Origin of the sequence: Pseudoalteromonas galatheae (assembly GCF_005886105.2) — a bacterium.
Classification (GTDB): domain Bacteria; phylum Pseudomonadota; class Gammaproteobacteria; order Enterobacterales; family Alteromonadaceae; genus Pseudoalteromonas; species Pseudoalteromonas galatheae.
The window spans coordinates 614,979-631,502 of record NZ_PNCO02000002.1; the positions used below are offsets into that span (position 1 = coordinate 614,979).

Sequence of the window (16,524 nt, forward strand, 5' to 3'; positions counted from 1 at the left end):
AAATGATGAAGATAAATAGATTAACACTGCTTCTCCCTATTGCGATGATGATAACTGGGTGCTCAACTTTATTAATAGAAGTCGATGTTTATAACGGTCCACTAAATAGTCAAGCGCCTGAACGTTTAGATCAAGTTGCTGCAATGGTTAGCGCTGCTAGGCCTATGCTGGGTTTTATACGAGATACCTATCAATGTGACGATGAATTAAACCCTGTATCGTCAGAGTTATGTAGAAGGATTGATCCCATTGAAGTGGATAGCTACCGTACATATCTAGGGGCAGGAGTTTATCCCGAAAATGAAAGGAAAATAACCTACTATCTTGCCAACGAAATACTACACATGTACACCAATGAGCAGACTGCGCTGCAAGTTTTCTATCACGATTACGAGCTACTGATTCGAAAGCTTCAATATCAGGAGGAGGTTTACGACAAATACCTTCCAAGTGAAGCGGGGGATGCTGAGTTTATTGAGAGGATTTTTGCACAAAAGTCTATTGAAAAATCCAATGAAATCAATGCGGTAAGGTTTTTCATTGCTCCCTCAAAAGAGGGGGGAGGTACCAACTTCAGCACTGTGTTTTGCAAGTCAGAACGTAAAGGTGACTGCACAAGTCGGAAAATACTTTCAGATTTAGAGCAAGATGAAAGCCTGCGCAAAGAAATAAAAAGTTTGCTACGCGAAAATCAGTTTAAAGAAGAGAAAGCACAACAGATTTTAGATAAGTTACGGGATCTTGGTCAATCTTTCGATGCTGCATGGCAAGCAGTGAATGGAAGCGTACTCGCAGCGGCTAAAACTGCAATTTCACTAAATGAAATGGAACAAAGTGGCGGTGATATACCATTCAAACCGGGAGAACTAGCCGAGTTAAAAAGTTGGCTACTTAACATATTTAAAGAAAAGGTTGATCTGGTTAAGGTAAAGGCATTAGGACTTCAAAAATGCCCCTCTGATTTAGAAACAAGCGCTGACCTTATGGCATATGCAGATTGTGTGATTGCTGCACAAAATGCATTGGCCCCGTTAAATATTACTTCGCCGGCCATGGAGCAGCGGGTGGCAAAAGCGCCTGATGATGGTGGCAGGCTGGAAGGTAAAATGACCCAACTTCCTGATCAAGAGTTGATTTTGATCAGAGGATTAGGAACTGATGCTAGTCGGGGTTTAGAGGCTGTGATACATGATTATAAAAAATTTTACTATCGTGGCTGCTATGAAGAAAAAAAGCCTAATTGTGAGTCTGCCGAAGATGTAAAGCGTGAATTTCAATCTGACTTAAAAAGCTTTTCAGAGAAAATATTATTTCTAGCAAATAACCTTGTTTTACTTCATGGTAATGCAAATCTTGATGATGACAGTAACAGTGGTGAAAATAACCCGCAACGAATTAAGAAGTTTATAGCCGTGCTTCAGGCGATAGGAAATTCAACCAAGGTACTCACTAATGACATTGAGAGACAAAACCAGTTTACTACACGGAACAATGGTGACAACGCGAAGTTGCTGAAAAATGCAATTTCAAACACCATAAGGTCAGAGGCTGGAATAATTAATGTAACCGAAGATTTGGCGCTTTGGTTAGATAGCGAAGAGCGTTTGAAGCCCTATACAACATGTGTTGCTAATAATAAATCTCGCTGCGATGTTTTAGAGCGTCTAAAGACGACATTGAGAACAAGTTGTCTAACGGTAGAATCTGACGATACAGAGATGTCGGTTAATTGGCGTGCCAAGAATATAACTAACTGTATTAAAAGTAACTACCCAGATCCAGCAGGTACAGCTCCTGAGTCACTGAGTGAGATGAAGGAGGTTTTGGAGAATTATCTGTCTCAATTGCAAGAAGCAACTACAGAACATAACTTACCTAGTTTTGATGAAAACGACCAGTTAAACAGCGAGCTTAATACTGAGCAAGTATGGGATAGCTTAATGTACCATCTCGCAGTGGAGCGGGTGTTGGCGGATAAACGCGGAGACACAGAGCAAGTTAAACAGCTCAATAAAGCGTTGGAAACCGCGAGATATTTTCGTTCAGAAAATTCATTTCTTCGGGCAACTTCAGATGCGATCAGGATGACAATGAGGTCAACGACCTTGTTGAATGAATTTGAGCTTATACAAAGAAAGAAGTTCTTAAACAGAAGTCTTGTACAATCAAGTAATGCCATTTTACAAGAGTTAGACAACCAGAACTGGCACAATATAAACCGTGTTGCTGTTAAAGGTGGCGGGGATGTTAATTATGTGGTTGCTAAAGATGACATAGGAAACTGGTATATCAAGCAGTATTCTGAAGATAAGAAAGAAATGATTGACTCAATAAAAAGCATTGCTCTTTTTAATATCAAAAAGTCAAATATCTCTAAGCTGGCAACTTACGTACCAAGCGGAGTGAGTGAGGCTGCTACTCAATCAACAAGTGAAAAAGTGTATACATCTTTTTTGTCTCAACATACCTTACCGCTGAGGAATGAGTTAGTGAAACAAATGGCGTTTTTAGCTGATTTAGAGAAGTCTGACACTCATACGGATAAGCCATTTTTAGGACTAGAAGACGCACAGAAAAGTACCGAAAAGATATTAGAAAATACGCAAGAGCTTAAGAGTAGTAGAGGTCAAGTTGCGAATGGCGTTTTAGAAAATATTTATTTGCTGGCGAGATTTTACGAAGGACTTGGCGACTGCGCTGATGATAATGCGAGTAAACAGGAACAATGCTCATCAACTAAACAGCAAATAGCAAATAAAGTTAAAAATAGTGTAGCGATAATGCGTCAGCATACTGCTCAGGTCGAGCCTTTTGTACTTGCATTTATAGGTGCTATACAAGATTAACGTCATTACATTGCAAAACGTCTATAAGATTATGTTTGATATTAACATCGATTCTAGGATTTTCAATTCACTCTAAATGCGTGATAGTGTTCATTGTAATGACCTAGAAATTGCGAAGCACAATCAAGTCATAAAATCCCATTACTCGTTACTTTAAAGTTCGATCCTGTCCTGAAAGCGGGGGGGCAGCATTTGGATATAAAACGGGTAAATTCAAAGCGCATACCGCTTAATAAGCATGAATGCTTATTACTGTGCTTCTAGTAGTCGGTTTGGTGTTTTTTGCCAAAACTTATTTCTTACATCATCACTGAAGCCCACTGTGGACAAATTAAACTAGGCAATAATCAAAAATTGCGGCGCAGAGGTCAGTTTTAGCGTAGAGCGCATCAAATGTTAAAAGCAAACTTTGGGCAATATAGATGAGCTACACAGATAGATCGTTTTAAAAGTGAGCTAAATAAAAAGTATGATATGTTTACTCATGCTGATCTCTATTGCTTAGTTATTTGCTAGAATAACGCGCTTTCTGGCTTTTATAATGTTAGCTCAACCTGTTCGGATAATTAATGCCCTGCTATCAGCTAAATTTAGCGATGAGCGTGAATCATTATGAATAGATCAAATTTCTATTTAAAAGGAAATGAATGTTTTGCATAATAGTTACAACTAGCCTGGATTTGCTAAGTACATTTGTTTTTTCCCAGATTCAGGGCTATTACGGAGCGTTTTAGTCTAGGTATAAATTTTCTTCTAACGCTCATTGCTACTTTGGTGGGGGTGTTACTCGCTATCACTGATTACGAAGCTGAACAAAAAGAAAAACAAGATGTTGTGAAGCTACTGATGTCTTCAATTTCATCGGTAAAAACTTGCTATGAGTACAGTGAAATATGAATTGAATATTTTAATACGTTACCGAATGAGGCTAGCTTAAGAGTTAAGTTTTATGTAAAAAAACCGCCTCCTTACCCTGAATATTTGGATACTTTATTGATGCAGAATATCGTTAGTAAGAATTTATCTGGGGCAGCCTTAAGCTATCTAAATGAACTACTAATTAATTTGAAGAGAAGCCGAATAAGTAATCCCCCCTTATATCTCAGCGTTCTAGGTCAAACTTTCAAGCTTTTGAAGTTAGAAGTCGATTACCAACAAGGCAAGAACACTGAAAAGCAGTTAGTTGACAAGTTGGATGCTCTTGAAAAGTTAGCGTTAGAAATGGCATATAGGAAGAGAAAGTAACGAAAGTACCCTGTGTATTCTACTAAAAGCCTTCAATGAAAGTGTGAAGCAGGAAGCCGGACGAAAAACTTGAGAGAATTTAACATTAATAAGGATTGTTTATGATATCACGATGCATTTTATTGGCACTCGCATTGGTAAGTACAACTGTATTTGCAACTCCACAAAATGGTTTGATCGAACCAGCTAAAGGCACTTGGCAAAACAAAGATGAAGATGGTGATGGTGTATTAGATGAGCATGATGAGTTTCCATTTGATAGTCAGCGCGCTCGTTATCCCGAAATCGTCGAGGTTGAACCTAACGATAACCCCAGTAACGCGGTAAAAGTTGCGCATCAACTTCCGTTCAAAGTAAAGGGGGTTATTTCAAATGCGGGTGATAATGGTGATTTGTATCAGTTTAGTGCAAATAAGGGCGACTATATCTCAGCTCGTATTACCTATAAGTCAGCTAATTTTAAGCCTAAAGTGTACTTTTCCGAGCAAGGCGGTTTTGTGATCAACTCATCGCAGATCCATACTCATAGTGCGCTAAAAATGGCGCATATACTGACTAAAATACCCCATGATGGAAAATTCAACTTGAGTGTCATTGATGATTTATCAGGTGGTGCGCCCGACTATTCCTATGAAATTTACGTATTTAGAGATAATGACACCGACGGTATTGATGATCATGCAGAATATGCAATTGGTATTGAACCAACTCGTATTGACACCGATAGAGACTCTATTCATGACTTCTATGAATATTACGTAAAGCAAAGTACTACACTCGATGAAGACAATAACGGGGTAATTAATCTATTGGACTTAGACAGTGATGGCGACGGCATTAATGATGAACGCGAAGGCTCAGGAAATGCAGACCAAGATGATAAATTAAACTTTTTGGATCTTGATTCTGATAATGACGGAGTAGCCGATGCCGACGAAAAACTCAATGCGAAAGGGGGGCCTGAAGACTCTGACAAAGACGGTGTTGAGGACTTCATCGATCTAGATAATGATGGTGACAAAGTTCTAGATATTTATGATGCCGAGCCGTATGAGCGAGTGCGAGGCTTTAGATTAAGCGACTCACCAAGTGTACAAATATCTTCCCAAGCCGGTTATTACAATGGCTATTCATTACCTCGAATTTATCGTATCGGCGATAGTGTTGTATTTACTGGAGATGACTTTGCCGGGCTGGAGAATCCAAAAGTGGTTATCTATAACGGTGAAGAAATTTATAATATCGCGCCAACATCGCACACTAACTCAGAGCTAATCTTTGAACTCAATCTACCACTTCGTAAATATAAGGCATTTATTTATACTCGAAATAAGCGTTCTAATGAAGTGCGAATAAAGCCATACAAAGCGGGTTCACCGTTAATATTTGGATATGCCTCAATCAAAGTTCAAGAAGGTGAACAATACGAGCTTAAGGGAGTGGGGTTTGATGATAAAACTCGTATCGTAATGGGAAATAAAACACTTGTTCCTTCAACTCATACACAATCAAGCCTTACATTTACGATACCAACAGGTATGACAAAAGGCATATTACAATTAACGAATAATGTTGGAATGAGCAATAAGGTTCGGTATCGGGTGCAAGCACGCTAAAAAATAGAGAGCAATAGTTGACTAAAGAAGATTCAGACACCCGCCTCAAAGATATAGAAAAAACGGTTCAAGTTTGTCGTGGGTGTCAGCCGCTATCTGCTATTATTTCGCATCGGTTCTACGACCAAAACAATGACTGTACTTGCAGTAATGCAGCTGCTGGAACAGGGTAAACTATCTATAGATACCGTTATTAATGAATATATAAGTGAACTTAAAATACCTTACACCTTTGAAGCACCTATTACAATTCGTGCCTTATTAAGTCATCGGGCGGGTTTTGAAGAAGCGGATACCGGTAACTATTTTGGCTAGATTTCAGCTTTCGTGTTTGAGTCACTTTTGATGGAAAACAAAGCCTCTTTTGTATAAGGAATGGAATAGTGATTAAAGCCCCCCTACTAGGAATTCTTGAAAAAGATAGATACGGCGATTTGCGGAGCAAACCAATTGAAATTAAAGGGCTCGGTGGGAAGCTGGTTGAATTTATATTAGAGCAGTACGAAGAAGATAAAAAAAAGGATGAGTTTCATGAAGCGATCAAAAACTTTTTGGCAATTGATGAATCCGTCTTGAGAGCCTCGCAAGATTACATCTATCAGTATTACAAAGACATCTTTGTGCATTTGGTACCAGAGGATGATTGGTATGTCGAAATACCCAATGCAGCTGATGTTTGGAAGCATATTCAATTTGGTAATGCGCTATTGGTGTCGCGTCGTTCTGGTGGAGACGAGCTAGTCTATATTTCATTAACGTGTTCATGTGATTGGGAACAAGAGCATGGATTAGAAATAGTGTTTAAACAAGGCAGATATGTGAATAAAGTTGGACCATTTGACGGACACCTCACACACTCAGATGCTTATGACGATGATAGGTTAGAAAATGTTATCTACCCTCAGGGTGTATAAATAACTCGGGATAATAGACAAAGCCATTAGCCTTTACTGAGAAAGCACATGGTTAGATTTTAAAGCTCTCTTTTTGAAATAAACTAACTAGCCGCTTGCTCTCAACTTAATGCGAAAGTAGGCAAGCTCCAACTATGAAGGCGGTTAGAATATTAATTAGTTAATCCTTTAAGTTTATCTGTAATCAAATTCACAAGCTCGGGTGTCATTTGCTTATTTGCTGCAAGGTAGAAATCATTACTGAGACCATCTAATTCTAGCAAGAATTGAAAGTCACTACTTTTGCAGCCTATTTTAGAGCACATATAGTCTAAATGAAGCGGTGAGACAGCAATGATGTCAACTCGATCTCTAAGTAGCATTTTAACTGTAGTGATGGTATCGGGTAAGAGTGCAGTCTTACCTAGCGCCTTTTTCTTCGATAAATAGTGAAATACCACATCATCGCGCTTTATACCTGCTTTATAATTAATTAGCTCTTCAAGCTTCTCAAGCTTTATGTTGTCTCTTCTTTTCAGAGTAACGAGGTAAGTTTTAGTACTGACGAGTACACCGAGCCAGTGAAACAATTCCTCTCTGGCAGGTGTACGTACCATAGAAAAAATAAGAGTTCCTGGTTCGGTCAAAGCTGTTTTGTATGCTCTAGCCCAAGGCATTGCGCGTATTTGGGAGTCGCTTCCTAGTTCACGCAGAAGCTTCCTGACCTTTTCTGCTACCACGCCTCTCACCTCTCCATCTTTTACAATCTGATAAGGGGGGAGTGGCTCTGTCACCACTTGAATTTGGTGAATATCATTAACAGGAGTGGCACTGCAAAAAAATGCTGACCCGAAAAACAACGAAAATAATATGCAGAAGTTGTACTGTGCTTTTCTATTATTCATTTGTTCAACTTACTATAACTTGTACAAAATATGCTAAGGTCAGGTGAGTGTTTGGCCTCAGTGCTCACATGTCCACTGTCCAAAAGTCACTTCGTTAGAGCCGCGTCGAATGCTTAGTTTCTGAATTTTGGAAAGCATAAATTAAATCGCTTGAATATTGCGCTTCACAAACAAAATCTAGATGTAAGATATTGGCACACATGAGGCATTACCTGTCTCCAATATTTTGATGTTAGAACCGAGCCACTATCTTTAAATCGTTGCTCCTTGGGGGCCACATTTCATCTAAAAATACTATTAGTAGTTAATTTTGCTAACGTGCTTATGTCGAGTTACCAAGCGGCTTTTTCTCAATCAAAGTGCTACTAATAGTTCAAATATATACTGTTGTGGCGCTTATGCCCAGTCCAACTTTCGGCTCAATTTCGGTTTGATACTTTATCTTGCTGCGTTGGGCATCTCACACTAAGAGTTGGGAACAAGATCAGACACGTACTTTAATGATTTTTGCTAATTTTAATCGTGCAGAATCTTATGAATAAGTAGAGAAAAATAACAAAAACACTCATCACATTAGTTTTATGCGAAGCAAGCATACAAAATGAGACTAAGTGCTTTTATGTCTCTCTAAAATAGTGTCATTTCCAGAGTGTGAGGTCTACAGAATACATGAGTAATGTGGCCTATAGACCTCAAGCTAGATTATCGAAATAAGTGAATTACGTTTACTTCTTGTACTTTTCAAACCAAGCGAGCGTATGCTCGATTTTGCTGATCATCCGAGAAGGGCGACCTGCAATTCCATGTGGCGCACCTGGAATTTTGACCAGTACAGAGTCAATTTTACGTAACTTAAGTGCTTGGTAGAACTGTTCGGTTTCGGCCATTGGCGTGCGCAAGTCTTCTTCACCCGTCATTAGCATGGTTGGTGTGGTTACGTTGCCAACGAGCGAAAGCGGTGAGCGCTGCCAATAGTGTTCCATATGCTCCCATGGCATACCTGGGAATTGCGTTGGAATTTGACCAAGGCCACTGTCAGCGGTAAGCACTTTACTCAGCCAGTTGATCACAGGCTTTACGACAACTGCAGCGTTGAAACGGTTAGTTAAGCCAATCGCGTAGGCTGTTGCGATACCACCTGCAGAGCCGCCAGCAATAAACAGATTATCTTTGTCGATAAAGCCTTTCTCAAGCATAGCGTCTACCCCTGAGTTATGATCGGCAAAGTCTTCTTTTGAGCTGTATTTGTACTTGAGCAACATCGCAAAGCGCTCGCCGTAAGAGCTGCTGCCTCTGTGATTGTCGTAAAATACCACATAACCTTCAGCAGCATAACGCTGTAATTCTGCTGAGAAATGGGGGCCGTAGGCTAAGTGGGGGCCTCCGTGAATTTCTAATAGTAATGGGTATTGTTTGTTCGGGTCAAAATTTGGTGGGGTAATATACCAGCCCTGAATTTTCTCCCCGTCGAACGACGAGCTATATGTGATCTCATGCACTTTACCAAGGGTTTTATGTGCAAGTAAGTCTTCGTTAAGGCGGGTTAATTGCGTTACTTTACCTTTTCTTGTTGTGATTGCGATGTCTGCAGGGCGTTCACTCGAACCTTGCGTAAAGGCAATTTCCCCATCAAAGTTAGCACTAAATTCACCGCTTAGATAAGGGCGACCAAGGGTTGTGCCTGAGAGCGTATCTGTGATGTCGGTAATTTTACCTTTTGTGGTGATGCTCGCGAGCTTTCGCTTGCCGTGGTCATCGTACGTCATCGCCAGTCTATCACTGCCAATCCAAGTTGGGTCTTGGATTGAGCGATCAAAGTCTTTGGCAATCATGTGGGAGGTTTTGTCCTGCCAATCCATAATATTCAGTTTGCTATTACGGTAAGGGTTTAGCGCGTTCGATGCACTAAGATAAGCCAGCTGTTTACCATTTTCGGAAAAGCTAGGTGCGTACTCACGACCAGGAGCCGACGTAAGCTGGGTGATATTACGGTTAAAATCAACTTCGAATAAGTCGCCCTCTAGGCGCTTGTATTCCCAGTCTGCAATGCGGTTTGCTGAAAACACAATCGCCTGAGCGTCTGCTCGCCACGCGAGTTTCCCACTATGGTGATAATTACCAGAGGTTAATTGGCGTGGCGTGCCGCCTTCACTCGGTAATACGAAGATCTGGCGATAGCCTGGTTTGATAAGGCCTCGGCCATCTGCTTGGTAGTAGGCTTTGTCGATAACAATGGCAGAATCGGACCACTTCGCGCCTTTTGGTTTTTCTGGCATTTTGGCGATGACCGCAGGCTTTTCAGCAACCTTTTGGCTAAAAGCCAGCCATTTGCCATCTGGTGACCACGTTAAGCCACTGATCCCAGATCGCAACTGTGTAAGTAGTGCCGTACGGTTTTGAGCAAGATAATGTACATGAATTTGTGTGCTACCAGATACATTGCTCACAAAGGCAATTTTGCTACCATCTGGCGACCAGCGAGGTTGACTGTAATTGTTTTCATCAGAGAAGAGTGGCGATTGTGCGCCTGACTTAATATCGACCAGCCACAGGTTTTGTCGCTTCGCATCCTTCATCACATCATTGCTGTTACGCACATATACCACTTGAGTACCATCTGGTGATATTTGCGGGTCGTTTGCATATTCCAGCTCAAAAATGTCTTTCGCCTGTAATCCCACCTCAGTCTGTGCGACTGTTGGCAATGCAGCGCAAGCCAGTAAAGTGCAAATGAGCGTCCGTTTCAATCCATAAGGCATAATGCCACCCTCTATATAATTTTTATTTAGGGCTACATAGTTATTCAGGTGCAATTCAATGTCACCTAATACGCGATAGAACGAAATAAAAACTCGATGTGTCAAATAGAATGGGGATGAGTGGCTGTTTTTTGTGTGAAATCGGATGAAAGTTGCTGATGCTTGAAATGAGTGCTCATCAATAATGGAAAGCCGCGCCGCTATCATTCCTTGACGGCGGCACATAATTTAAGCTTTATTAAGCTGATTTTTTGGCTAATAGCTCTTGGCGCACAAGCTCAGCCCCTGCGCTCAATGCAGCGAGCTTACCTCTTGCCACTTCACGAGAAAGTGGTGCCATACCGCAGTTAGTGCATGGGTAGAGTTTGTCGGCGTCAACAAACTCAAGCGCTTTGCGTAGTGTGTTGGCAACTTCTTCTGGCGTTTCTATGGTGTTGGTTGCAACATCAATCGCACCAACCATCACTTTTTTACCACGGATCAACGCTAACAAGTCGATTGGCACGTGAGAGTTATGGCACTCTAAAGAGATGATATCGATATTGGATTTTTGTAGCTTAGGAAACGCCTCTTCATATTGACGCCATTCTGATCCTAAGGTCTTTTTCCAATCGGTGTTAGCTTTAATGCCGTAGCCGTAACAAATATGCACAGCGGTTTCGCATTTGAGTCCTTCAATGGCACGTTCAAGCGCCGCAATGCCCCAGTCGTTGACCTCATCAAAAAATACATTAAACGCTGGCTCATCGAACTGAATGATATCAACTCCAGCGGCCTCTAGTTCTTTGGCTTCTTGGTTAAGGATCTTCGCAAATTCCCACGCTAGCTTTTCACGGCTTTTGTAGTGGTCATCATACAGTGTATCTATCATCGTCATAGGACCTGGCAATGCCCATTTGATAGGTTTGTCTGTTTGGCTGCGTAGAAATTTGGCATCTTCAACAAAAACCGGCTTTTGGCGAGATACAGGACCAACAACAGTTGGGACACTGGCATCATAGCGGTCGCGAATTTTTACCGTTTGACGCTTCTCAAAGTCCACACCGCTTAGGTGTTCAATAAAAGTGGTTACAAAGTGCTGGCGGGTTTGCTCGCCGTCACTCACGATATCAATACCGGCAAGTTGTTGCTCTTGCAAAGCAATACGTAGTGCATCGTTTTTGCCATCAATAAGCTCGTCGCCCTCTAGTTTCCAAGGTGACCACAGGGTTTCTGGCTGAGCAAGCCAAGCGGGCTTTGGTAAACTGCCAGCAGTAGATGTTGGTAATAGTGTTTTCATGATAAATGCTGTTCCATATTCCCGTTGATTATAAAGCGTAATTTGCAGACCATTGTTCAAGCACGTTTTGGTAAGGCTTGATAAAATGCTCTTCTGCAAATCGACCTTGCGCAATTGCCAGCTTGCTCCGCTCTTCACGGTCATAAACAATTTGTGTTAGCGAGTGATCGGAGTTTTTCAAGTTTGGTTGATAGCACTTGCCCGCCACCGCATTGGCATTGTAAATCTCTGGGCGGTAGATCTTTTGGAATGTTTCCATAGTGCTGATGGTGCTGATCAATTCCAGATTGGTGTAGTCATTCAGTAAGTCACCAAAGAAGTAAAAAGCCAAAGGTGCAACGCTATTTGGTGGCATAAAGTAGCGCACCTCTAAGCCCATCTTTTTGAAATATTGCTCAGTTAATGATGACTCATTTGGTTGATATTCAAAGCCAAGCACAGGGTGCTGATTTTCGGTGCGGTGATAGGTTTTGTTATCCGATACACTTAGGCAAATCACCGGCGGCTTACTAAAGTGACTCTTGTAAGCTTCTGAATCAACAAAGTATTTAAATAGCTTACCGTGTAAGTCGCCAAAGTTAGCTGGGATGCTGAATTTAGGTTGATCTTTATTGTGATCAAGCAATAGCACGCTAAAGTCGTAGTCACGTACGTAAGATGAGAAATTGTTACCAACAATTCCCTCAATGCGTTCATTGGTTTTGTGGTCAACGATGTTGGTTTTTAATACCTCAATTGACGGGAAAGTTTGCCCACTACCCGCAATATCCATATCAACAGAGACTATCTCAAGCTCAACAGAATAACGGTCACCTTTTGGGTTATCCCAGTTAGCCAATGCGTTAAAGCGATTATCAATCATCTTTAGGGCATTGCGTAAGTTTTGCTGGCGGCTTTCGCCTCTTGCCAAGTTAGCAAAGTTAGTGGTGATCCGCGTGCTGTTTGACGGATGGTAATTCTCGTCAAGACGAATGCTCTTAATAGTGAAAGTAAACTCGTTATTCATGTCTTCAGGTATCCAATTCTAATGCTGACGCGCTCGGCAATTACGTTTCACTGCGGTAAACAGATATCCACGGGGACGCAGTGAGAGTGCCGAACATTAAGTGATGTGAGATTTATACGTGGATCACAAGATGAAGAAAAACGGTTTTATTTCACATAAAACATGAGTCTGATTCATGAGTTACAAAAATAGATGCCGCTTATTGAGTCGTATATGCAGAAAATATGAGCAATTGTAGAGTGAAACTTATTAGGTGCATAAAAGTCTAGACTGCTAAATGTCTAAGTTGCATTTGTTTCAAGTAAAACGTGAGGAATATTCAAGACTTATCTAAGTCAAAAGCATCAATGGCAAAGCGTTATGTTGTTATACTCGCCAGCGCTTAGGTGGCAGAAAGGCTAAAAGCAACGCCGATATTGCTCACTTAGGTGTTTGCGCCTCAATGAAAAGAAGAGATAAGTGGAATGAGTGAGTTGATATTGTTGTTTGTGTATTGTGCACTACTCGGTAGTGTTGTCGGCTTTTTAGCCGGGTTGTTAGGTATTGGTGGTGGGCTGGTTATTGTTCCGGTGCTGAGCAGTATTTTATTGTACTTTAACGTGTTACCACCGGAGCAAGTGGTCATAGCCGCCGTGGCGACATCGTTGGCATCCATTTTATTTACTTCTACCTCATCGGCAATCGCGCATCATAAAAATGGTAATGTACCGTGGGATTTAGCGCCGTGGATAATGACGGGCGTTGCACTAGGCGCGCTGATCAGTGGTTTTTTGGCAGCGCTATTACCCGAAAACGCAGTGCGCATTGTATTTGCAGTAAGTGTGGTATTGATAGCAATAAAAATGTTTTATAGCAGCAAAAATGAGAGCACAACCCAAAGGCAGCTGCCGAATAAAGGCATACTTACGTTATTAACGACGATCACCGGTGGTTTATCTGCCATGATAGGCATTGGCGGTGGAGCACTTTTGGTACCGCTGTTGACGTTTTTCTCTCTTGATATGAAAAAGGCCATAGGATGCGCTTCTGCATGTGGCATTGTTATCGCACTCTTTGGTTCCGTTGGCTACATTAGCTCGGGCAGTGCACACTTTGCACTTTCGGATGGCTTCGCCGGATTTGTTTATTTGCCAGCCCTGTTAGGTATTGTGTGCACGTCTTGGTTTACCGCTCCAATGGGGGCTAAAGCGACGCATCACTTGCCTGTTGCCACGATTAAAAAGGTATTTGCGGTGCTGCTGTTAGTGATGGCTGTGAATATGGCGGTAAATTAAGTGCTTTTGAGCCAAAACGAACTATCGCGTGTTTGGCTCAGAAGCTCTGTTAATCTTACTTTTTGAACGGATCTTCGGTTGGTTCAAAGTATTTGTTTAACTTGCCATTTCTGGTGCTATTGATGTACTCCCCAGATGGATCTTCGCTTATCAATGTGAAGGCACTGACTGGCGATCCAAAGTTAAAGTTTGCCAATTCTACCCAAGCAACATGAGGCGTGCGAGCATTGCAAAAGTAATAGGTTTGGCTCCTATGTGCTGCAACGGTTGTCCACAAGGTATTAGATATGTTTGGGCTGGCACTGCTTGTAAAATTATAGCCAAGGGGTACTGATGCACTTGCAGCAACCGAGCGAGCCTGTGCAAGGGCATCATGCTCATCGTTTGGTAAATCTAAGTGATTAAGATAAAACGTAGCGCGCTCGAATCTATCGGTTGAGTATGGGCCGCCAGGGATCGTATGGCTCGGCTGACTGTTTTTATCACTCCATTGCCACAGCCAATAGTCATTAATCCTTAGCTGATCTTCATAACTTGGTTCATTGGTAACAACGCGATAGTCAGCGCTGTGATGAATCTTAAAAACCCCATTTTCAACTTCGATAATGGCTGAATCGCCACTGATATCCGACACCATTAAATGCAATGCTGCGGTTTTACCTTCGCTGTTAGGTACTTCTGCACCAACGATCTGAATTTCTTGTTTACTGAATACGTCAACGACTTCCTTGACCAGTACAAATTTGTCTAACACATATTGCAACCATCTAAGGACGCTCAGCTGCTTTTTACTTTTGCATGCTGACTTACCGTACGTCGCGCCTGAGTCGTACAATACATTTGCGACAAGCCCCATAGAGTTCATGCCATCGGAGGCTGCCCAGCCGCTGCAATCATCTCCAACCATAGCGACCACACTACTATAAGAAGATGTCCATGTCAGTGGGTTACGAGTTTTCTCGCTTGCTATTGCCTCTAGCTCAGAAACTGGCTCAAGCCCCGATTTTTTTAGTCCTTTTTCAAGTACAAACAAGCTGGTAGGTAATATAAACATCCAGTCCATATTTCTGGCAGTAGCTAAATATGCTCTATTCCAGTTATTAAAAGCTCTAGTACACATAACAACCTCACAAGAAAATTAAATATCCTTTTGATGAGTGGTTTCTCATCAACCTACTGATTCATACTAGGCTTTGAAAAAGGCTAAATACATTACAGAAAGTTACAGTGCATTACAGGAGTGGTGTCAGTAACCATTAGTACGAAAAACTAATGATTCGACAAGTATTTGTCTCAGGTTTTCTAAAACAAAAGTGGTGTGAGGTTAGTAGAATGAGTATATTTGCAAGAATTGGGTTAATTACTATCAGGTATGACGTTTAGAGGAAATGGGATGATAAGAGAGATAACGCGGGATGATTTTGAGTCGTTTTGGCCAACATTTTCAGAAGTGATCCAAGCGCAAGAAACGTATGCATTTGACTCAAATATGAGTATGGAACAGGCATTTTTACTTTGGTGTGAAACGCCGCTTAAAGCTTTTGCATATGTTGAGAATGGGCAAGTACTTGGCAGCTATTATTTGCGACAAAATGCGATGGGTCCGAGTAGCCACATATGTAACTGTGGTTACATGGTGTCGAGTTTGGCTCGTGGTAAAGGAATTGCACGGCTGATGTGCGAACATTCCCAGCAGCAAGCGTTAGCACTGGGGTTCGAAGCCATGCAATTTAATAGTGTGGTATCGACTAATGAAGTGGCGATTAAACTTTGGCAAAAGCTTGGTTTTACCATTGTGGGCACCATTCCCAAGGCATACAAGCATCCTCGTCTGGGTTTGGTAGATAGCTATGTTATGTATAAATGGTTGGCTGATTAAAGTGGACAGGATCTAAACTAACGTGGCGAATGTCATTTTGCGCAGTCGATCAGTATTTGTTTACTGTGCATAGTCTTAAGTAAAAAGCTGATAAGCCGCTTGACGTTGAGTATAGATTTTTTTGCTGAAATTCATGTAATTCGTCTAACAAGACATACTGCAAAATCGCAGGAGGGATAGATAAGTTTATTTTTTTCTTTAACTGCTTAACCGAAGTGTTAATTTGGCTTAAGTGAGGGGCAAGGCAGGCTTCCATGTTTTCAGCGGCACTGAGCAGCTGCAGTCCCAATTCAGAAAACGAGACTTTGCCTTGCGAAAGCATGCATATATCAAGACTAAAGCGTTGATTTAAAGCATGTAGCCTACGAGATACCGTCGTGTGGCTTACGCCTAGAACTTTGGCCGCATCTCTGAGAGTATTGGCACGCTTTAATGCAAGCAGTTCTTTGTAAGATCTTTACCCAAGAGGAACCTGCTGAGGCGAGACGTCAATATAATCGCCTCAAGGCCGATTAGGTATAATGATTATGACTTTTCAGAAGCGCAGTTGAATGACTTGGGTTATGCGCTTTTGGGAGAAGAGAAAAATGCCGCTGCTATTGCTGCATTTGAGCTAAACGTTGGAGCATTTCCAGGTTCAGCCAATGGGTTAGATAGTCTCGCAGAGGCACTGATTGCCGATAATCAACTAAAACGTGCAAAGGCGATTTTAAAACAGGCAATGCTACTTGACCCTAACCTCGAATCTGCAAAGAAGCAACTAGCGAGTTTAGAAACACCTGTAAGTACGAAAAATTCGCTGTAGTAACCGTTGCCTTGGCC

General features: G+C 41.6%; 13 protein-coding genes. 7 read left to right on the top strand and 6 right to left on the bottom strand.

Annotation, left to right across the window (positions count from 1 at the left end):
- Positions 1–2: 2 nt before the first annotated feature.
- The 4 genes from CWC29_RS20670 (at position 3) to CWC29_RS20685 (ending at position 6,621) form a co-directional block, all read left to right on the top strand.
- On the top strand, positions 3–2,846 hold the full coding sequence (locus tag CWC29_RS20670) for a hypothetical protein (protein WP_138523430.1): 2,844 nt from the start codon (positions 3–5) through the stop codon (positions 2,844–2,846).
- Positions 2,847–4,192: 1,346 nt separating this feature from the next.
- On the top strand, positions 4,193–5,707 hold the full coding sequence (locus tag CWC29_RS20675) for a cell surface receptor IPT/TIG domain-containing protein (RefSeq protein ID WP_138523428.1): 1,515 nt from the start codon (positions 4,193–4,195) through the stop codon (positions 5,705–5,707).
- A gap of 78 nt (positions 5,708–5,785) precedes the next feature.
- Positions 5,786–6,022, top strand: coding sequence for a serine hydrolase domain-containing protein (locus CWC29_RS20680; protein WP_275669088.1), 237 nt, complete (start codon positions 5,786–5,788; stop codon positions 6,020–6,022).
- Between the two features lie 68 nt (positions 6,023–6,090).
- Entirely contained in the window at positions 6,091–6,621 is a 531-nt protein-coding gene (locus CWC29_RS20685; protein ID WP_128727522.1) for a DUF6985 domain-containing protein, read from the top strand.
- A 152-nt stretch (positions 6,622–6,773) separates the two neighbouring features.
- On the opposite strand, the gene CWC29_RS20690 is transcribed toward CWC29_RS20685, so the two are convergent.
- The 4 genes from CWC29_RS20690 to CWC29_RS20705 form a co-directional block, all read right to left on the bottom strand.
- Positions 6,774–7,505, bottom strand: coding sequence for a substrate-binding periplasmic protein (locus tag CWC29_RS20690; protein WP_128727521.1), 732 nt, complete (start codon positions 7,503–7,505; stop codon positions 6,774–6,776).
- A gap of 725 nt (positions 7,506–8,230) precedes the next feature.
- Entirely contained in the window at positions 8,231–10,264 is a 2,034-nt protein-coding gene (locus tag CWC29_RS20695) for a S9 family peptidase (RefSeq protein WP_138523426.1), read from the bottom strand.
- A gap of 238 nt (positions 10,265–10,502) precedes the next feature.
- Positions 10,503–11,543, bottom strand: a complete 1,041-nt coding sequence (locus tag CWC29_RS20700; RefSeq protein ID WP_010370114.1) for a methionine synthase — start codon at positions 11,541–11,543, stop codon at positions 10,503–10,505.
- Between the two features lie 28 nt (positions 11,544–11,571).
- Positions 11,572–12,549 carry a DUF1852 domain-containing protein gene (locus tag CWC29_RS20705; protein WP_128727519.1) on the bottom strand — a complete coding sequence of 326 codons (978 nt, stop codon included), beginning with the start codon at positions 12,547–12,549 and terminating at the stop codon, positions 11,572–11,574.
- Positions 12,550–13,013: 464 nt separating this feature from the next.
- Between CWC29_RS20705 and CWC29_RS20710 the strand changes: the two genes are divergently transcribed.
- The gene (locus CWC29_RS20710) at positions 13,014–13,823 is read left to right on the top strand and encodes a sulfite exporter TauE/SafE family protein (RefSeq protein ID WP_128727518.1); all 810 of its coding nucleotides are present in this window, start codon (positions 13,014–13,016) and stop codon (positions 13,821–13,823) included.
- A 55-nt stretch (positions 13,824–13,878) separates the two neighbouring features.
- On the opposite strand, the gene CWC29_RS20715 is transcribed toward CWC29_RS20710, so the two are convergent.
- Complete coding sequence (locus CWC29_RS20715; RefSeq protein ID WP_128727517.1) at positions 13,879–14,943, bottom strand: linear amide C-N hydrolase; 1,065 nt, start codon at positions 14,941–14,943, stop codon at positions 13,879–13,881.
- A gap of 273 nt (positions 14,944–15,216) precedes the next feature.
- Here CWC29_RS20715 and CWC29_RS20720 point away from each other — a divergent pair, with 273 nt between their 5' ends.
- A complete protein-coding gene (locus CWC29_RS20720; RefSeq protein WP_128727516.1) occupies positions 15,217–15,702 on the top strand; it encodes a GNAT family N-acetyltransferase in 486 nt (161 codons plus the stop codon).
- A 49-nt stretch (positions 15,703–15,751) separates the two neighbouring features.
- Here CWC29_RS20720 and CWC29_RS23855 read toward each other — a convergent pair whose 3' ends face one another.
- Complete coding sequence (locus CWC29_RS23855) at positions 15,752–16,144, bottom strand: hypothetical protein (protein ID WP_268960368.1); 393 nt, start codon at positions 16,142–16,144, stop codon at positions 15,752–15,754.
- A gap of 105 nt (positions 16,145–16,249) precedes the next feature.
- Here CWC29_RS23855 and CWC29_RS20730 point away from each other — a divergent pair, with 105 nt between their 5' ends.
- Positions 16,250–16,507 (top strand): tetratricopeptide repeat protein, encoded by a 258-nt coding sequence (locus CWC29_RS20730; protein WP_128727515.1) that lies wholly within the window; start codon positions 16,250–16,252, stop codon positions 16,505–16,507.
- The last annotated feature ends 17 nt before the right edge of the window (positions 16,508–16,524 follow it).

Excerpts from the sequence above, each read along its gene's own strand:
- CWC29_RS20690 (WP_128727521.1), bottom strand. The coding sequence starts at position 7,505 with ATGAATAATAGAAAAGCACAGTACAACTTCTGCATATTATTTTCGTTG.
- CWC29_RS20715 (WP_128727517.1), bottom strand. The coding sequence starts at position 14,943 with ATGTGTACTAGAGCTTTTAATAACTGGAATAGAGCATATTTAGCTACT.
- CWC29_RS20695 (WP_138523426.1), bottom strand. The coding sequence starts at position 10,264 with ATGCCTTATGGATTGAAACGGACGCTCATTTGCACTTTACTGGCTTGC.
- CWC29_RS20675 (WP_138523428.1), top strand. The coding sequence starts at position 4,193 with ATGATATCACGATGCATTTTATTGGCACTCGCATTGGTAAGTACAACT.
- CWC29_RS20705 (WP_128727519.1), bottom strand. The coding sequence starts at position 12,549 with ATGAATAACGAGTTTACTTTCACTATTAAGAGCATTCGTCTTGACGAG.
- CWC29_RS20710 (WP_128727518.1), top strand. The coding sequence starts at position 13,014 with ATGAGTGAGTTGATATTGTTGTTTGTGTATTGTGCACTACTCGGTAGT.
- CWC29_RS20670 (WP_138523430.1), top strand. The coding sequence starts at position 3 with ATGATGAAGATAAATAGATTAACACTGCTTCTCCCTATTGCGATGATG.
- CWC29_RS20700 (WP_010370114.1), bottom strand. The coding sequence starts at position 11,543 with ATGAAAACACTATTACCAACATCTACTGCTGGCAGTTTACCAAAGCCC.
- CWC29_RS20720 (WP_128727516.1), top strand. The coding sequence starts at position 15,217 with ATGATAAGAGAGATAACGCGGGATGATTTTGAGTCGTTTTGGCCAACA.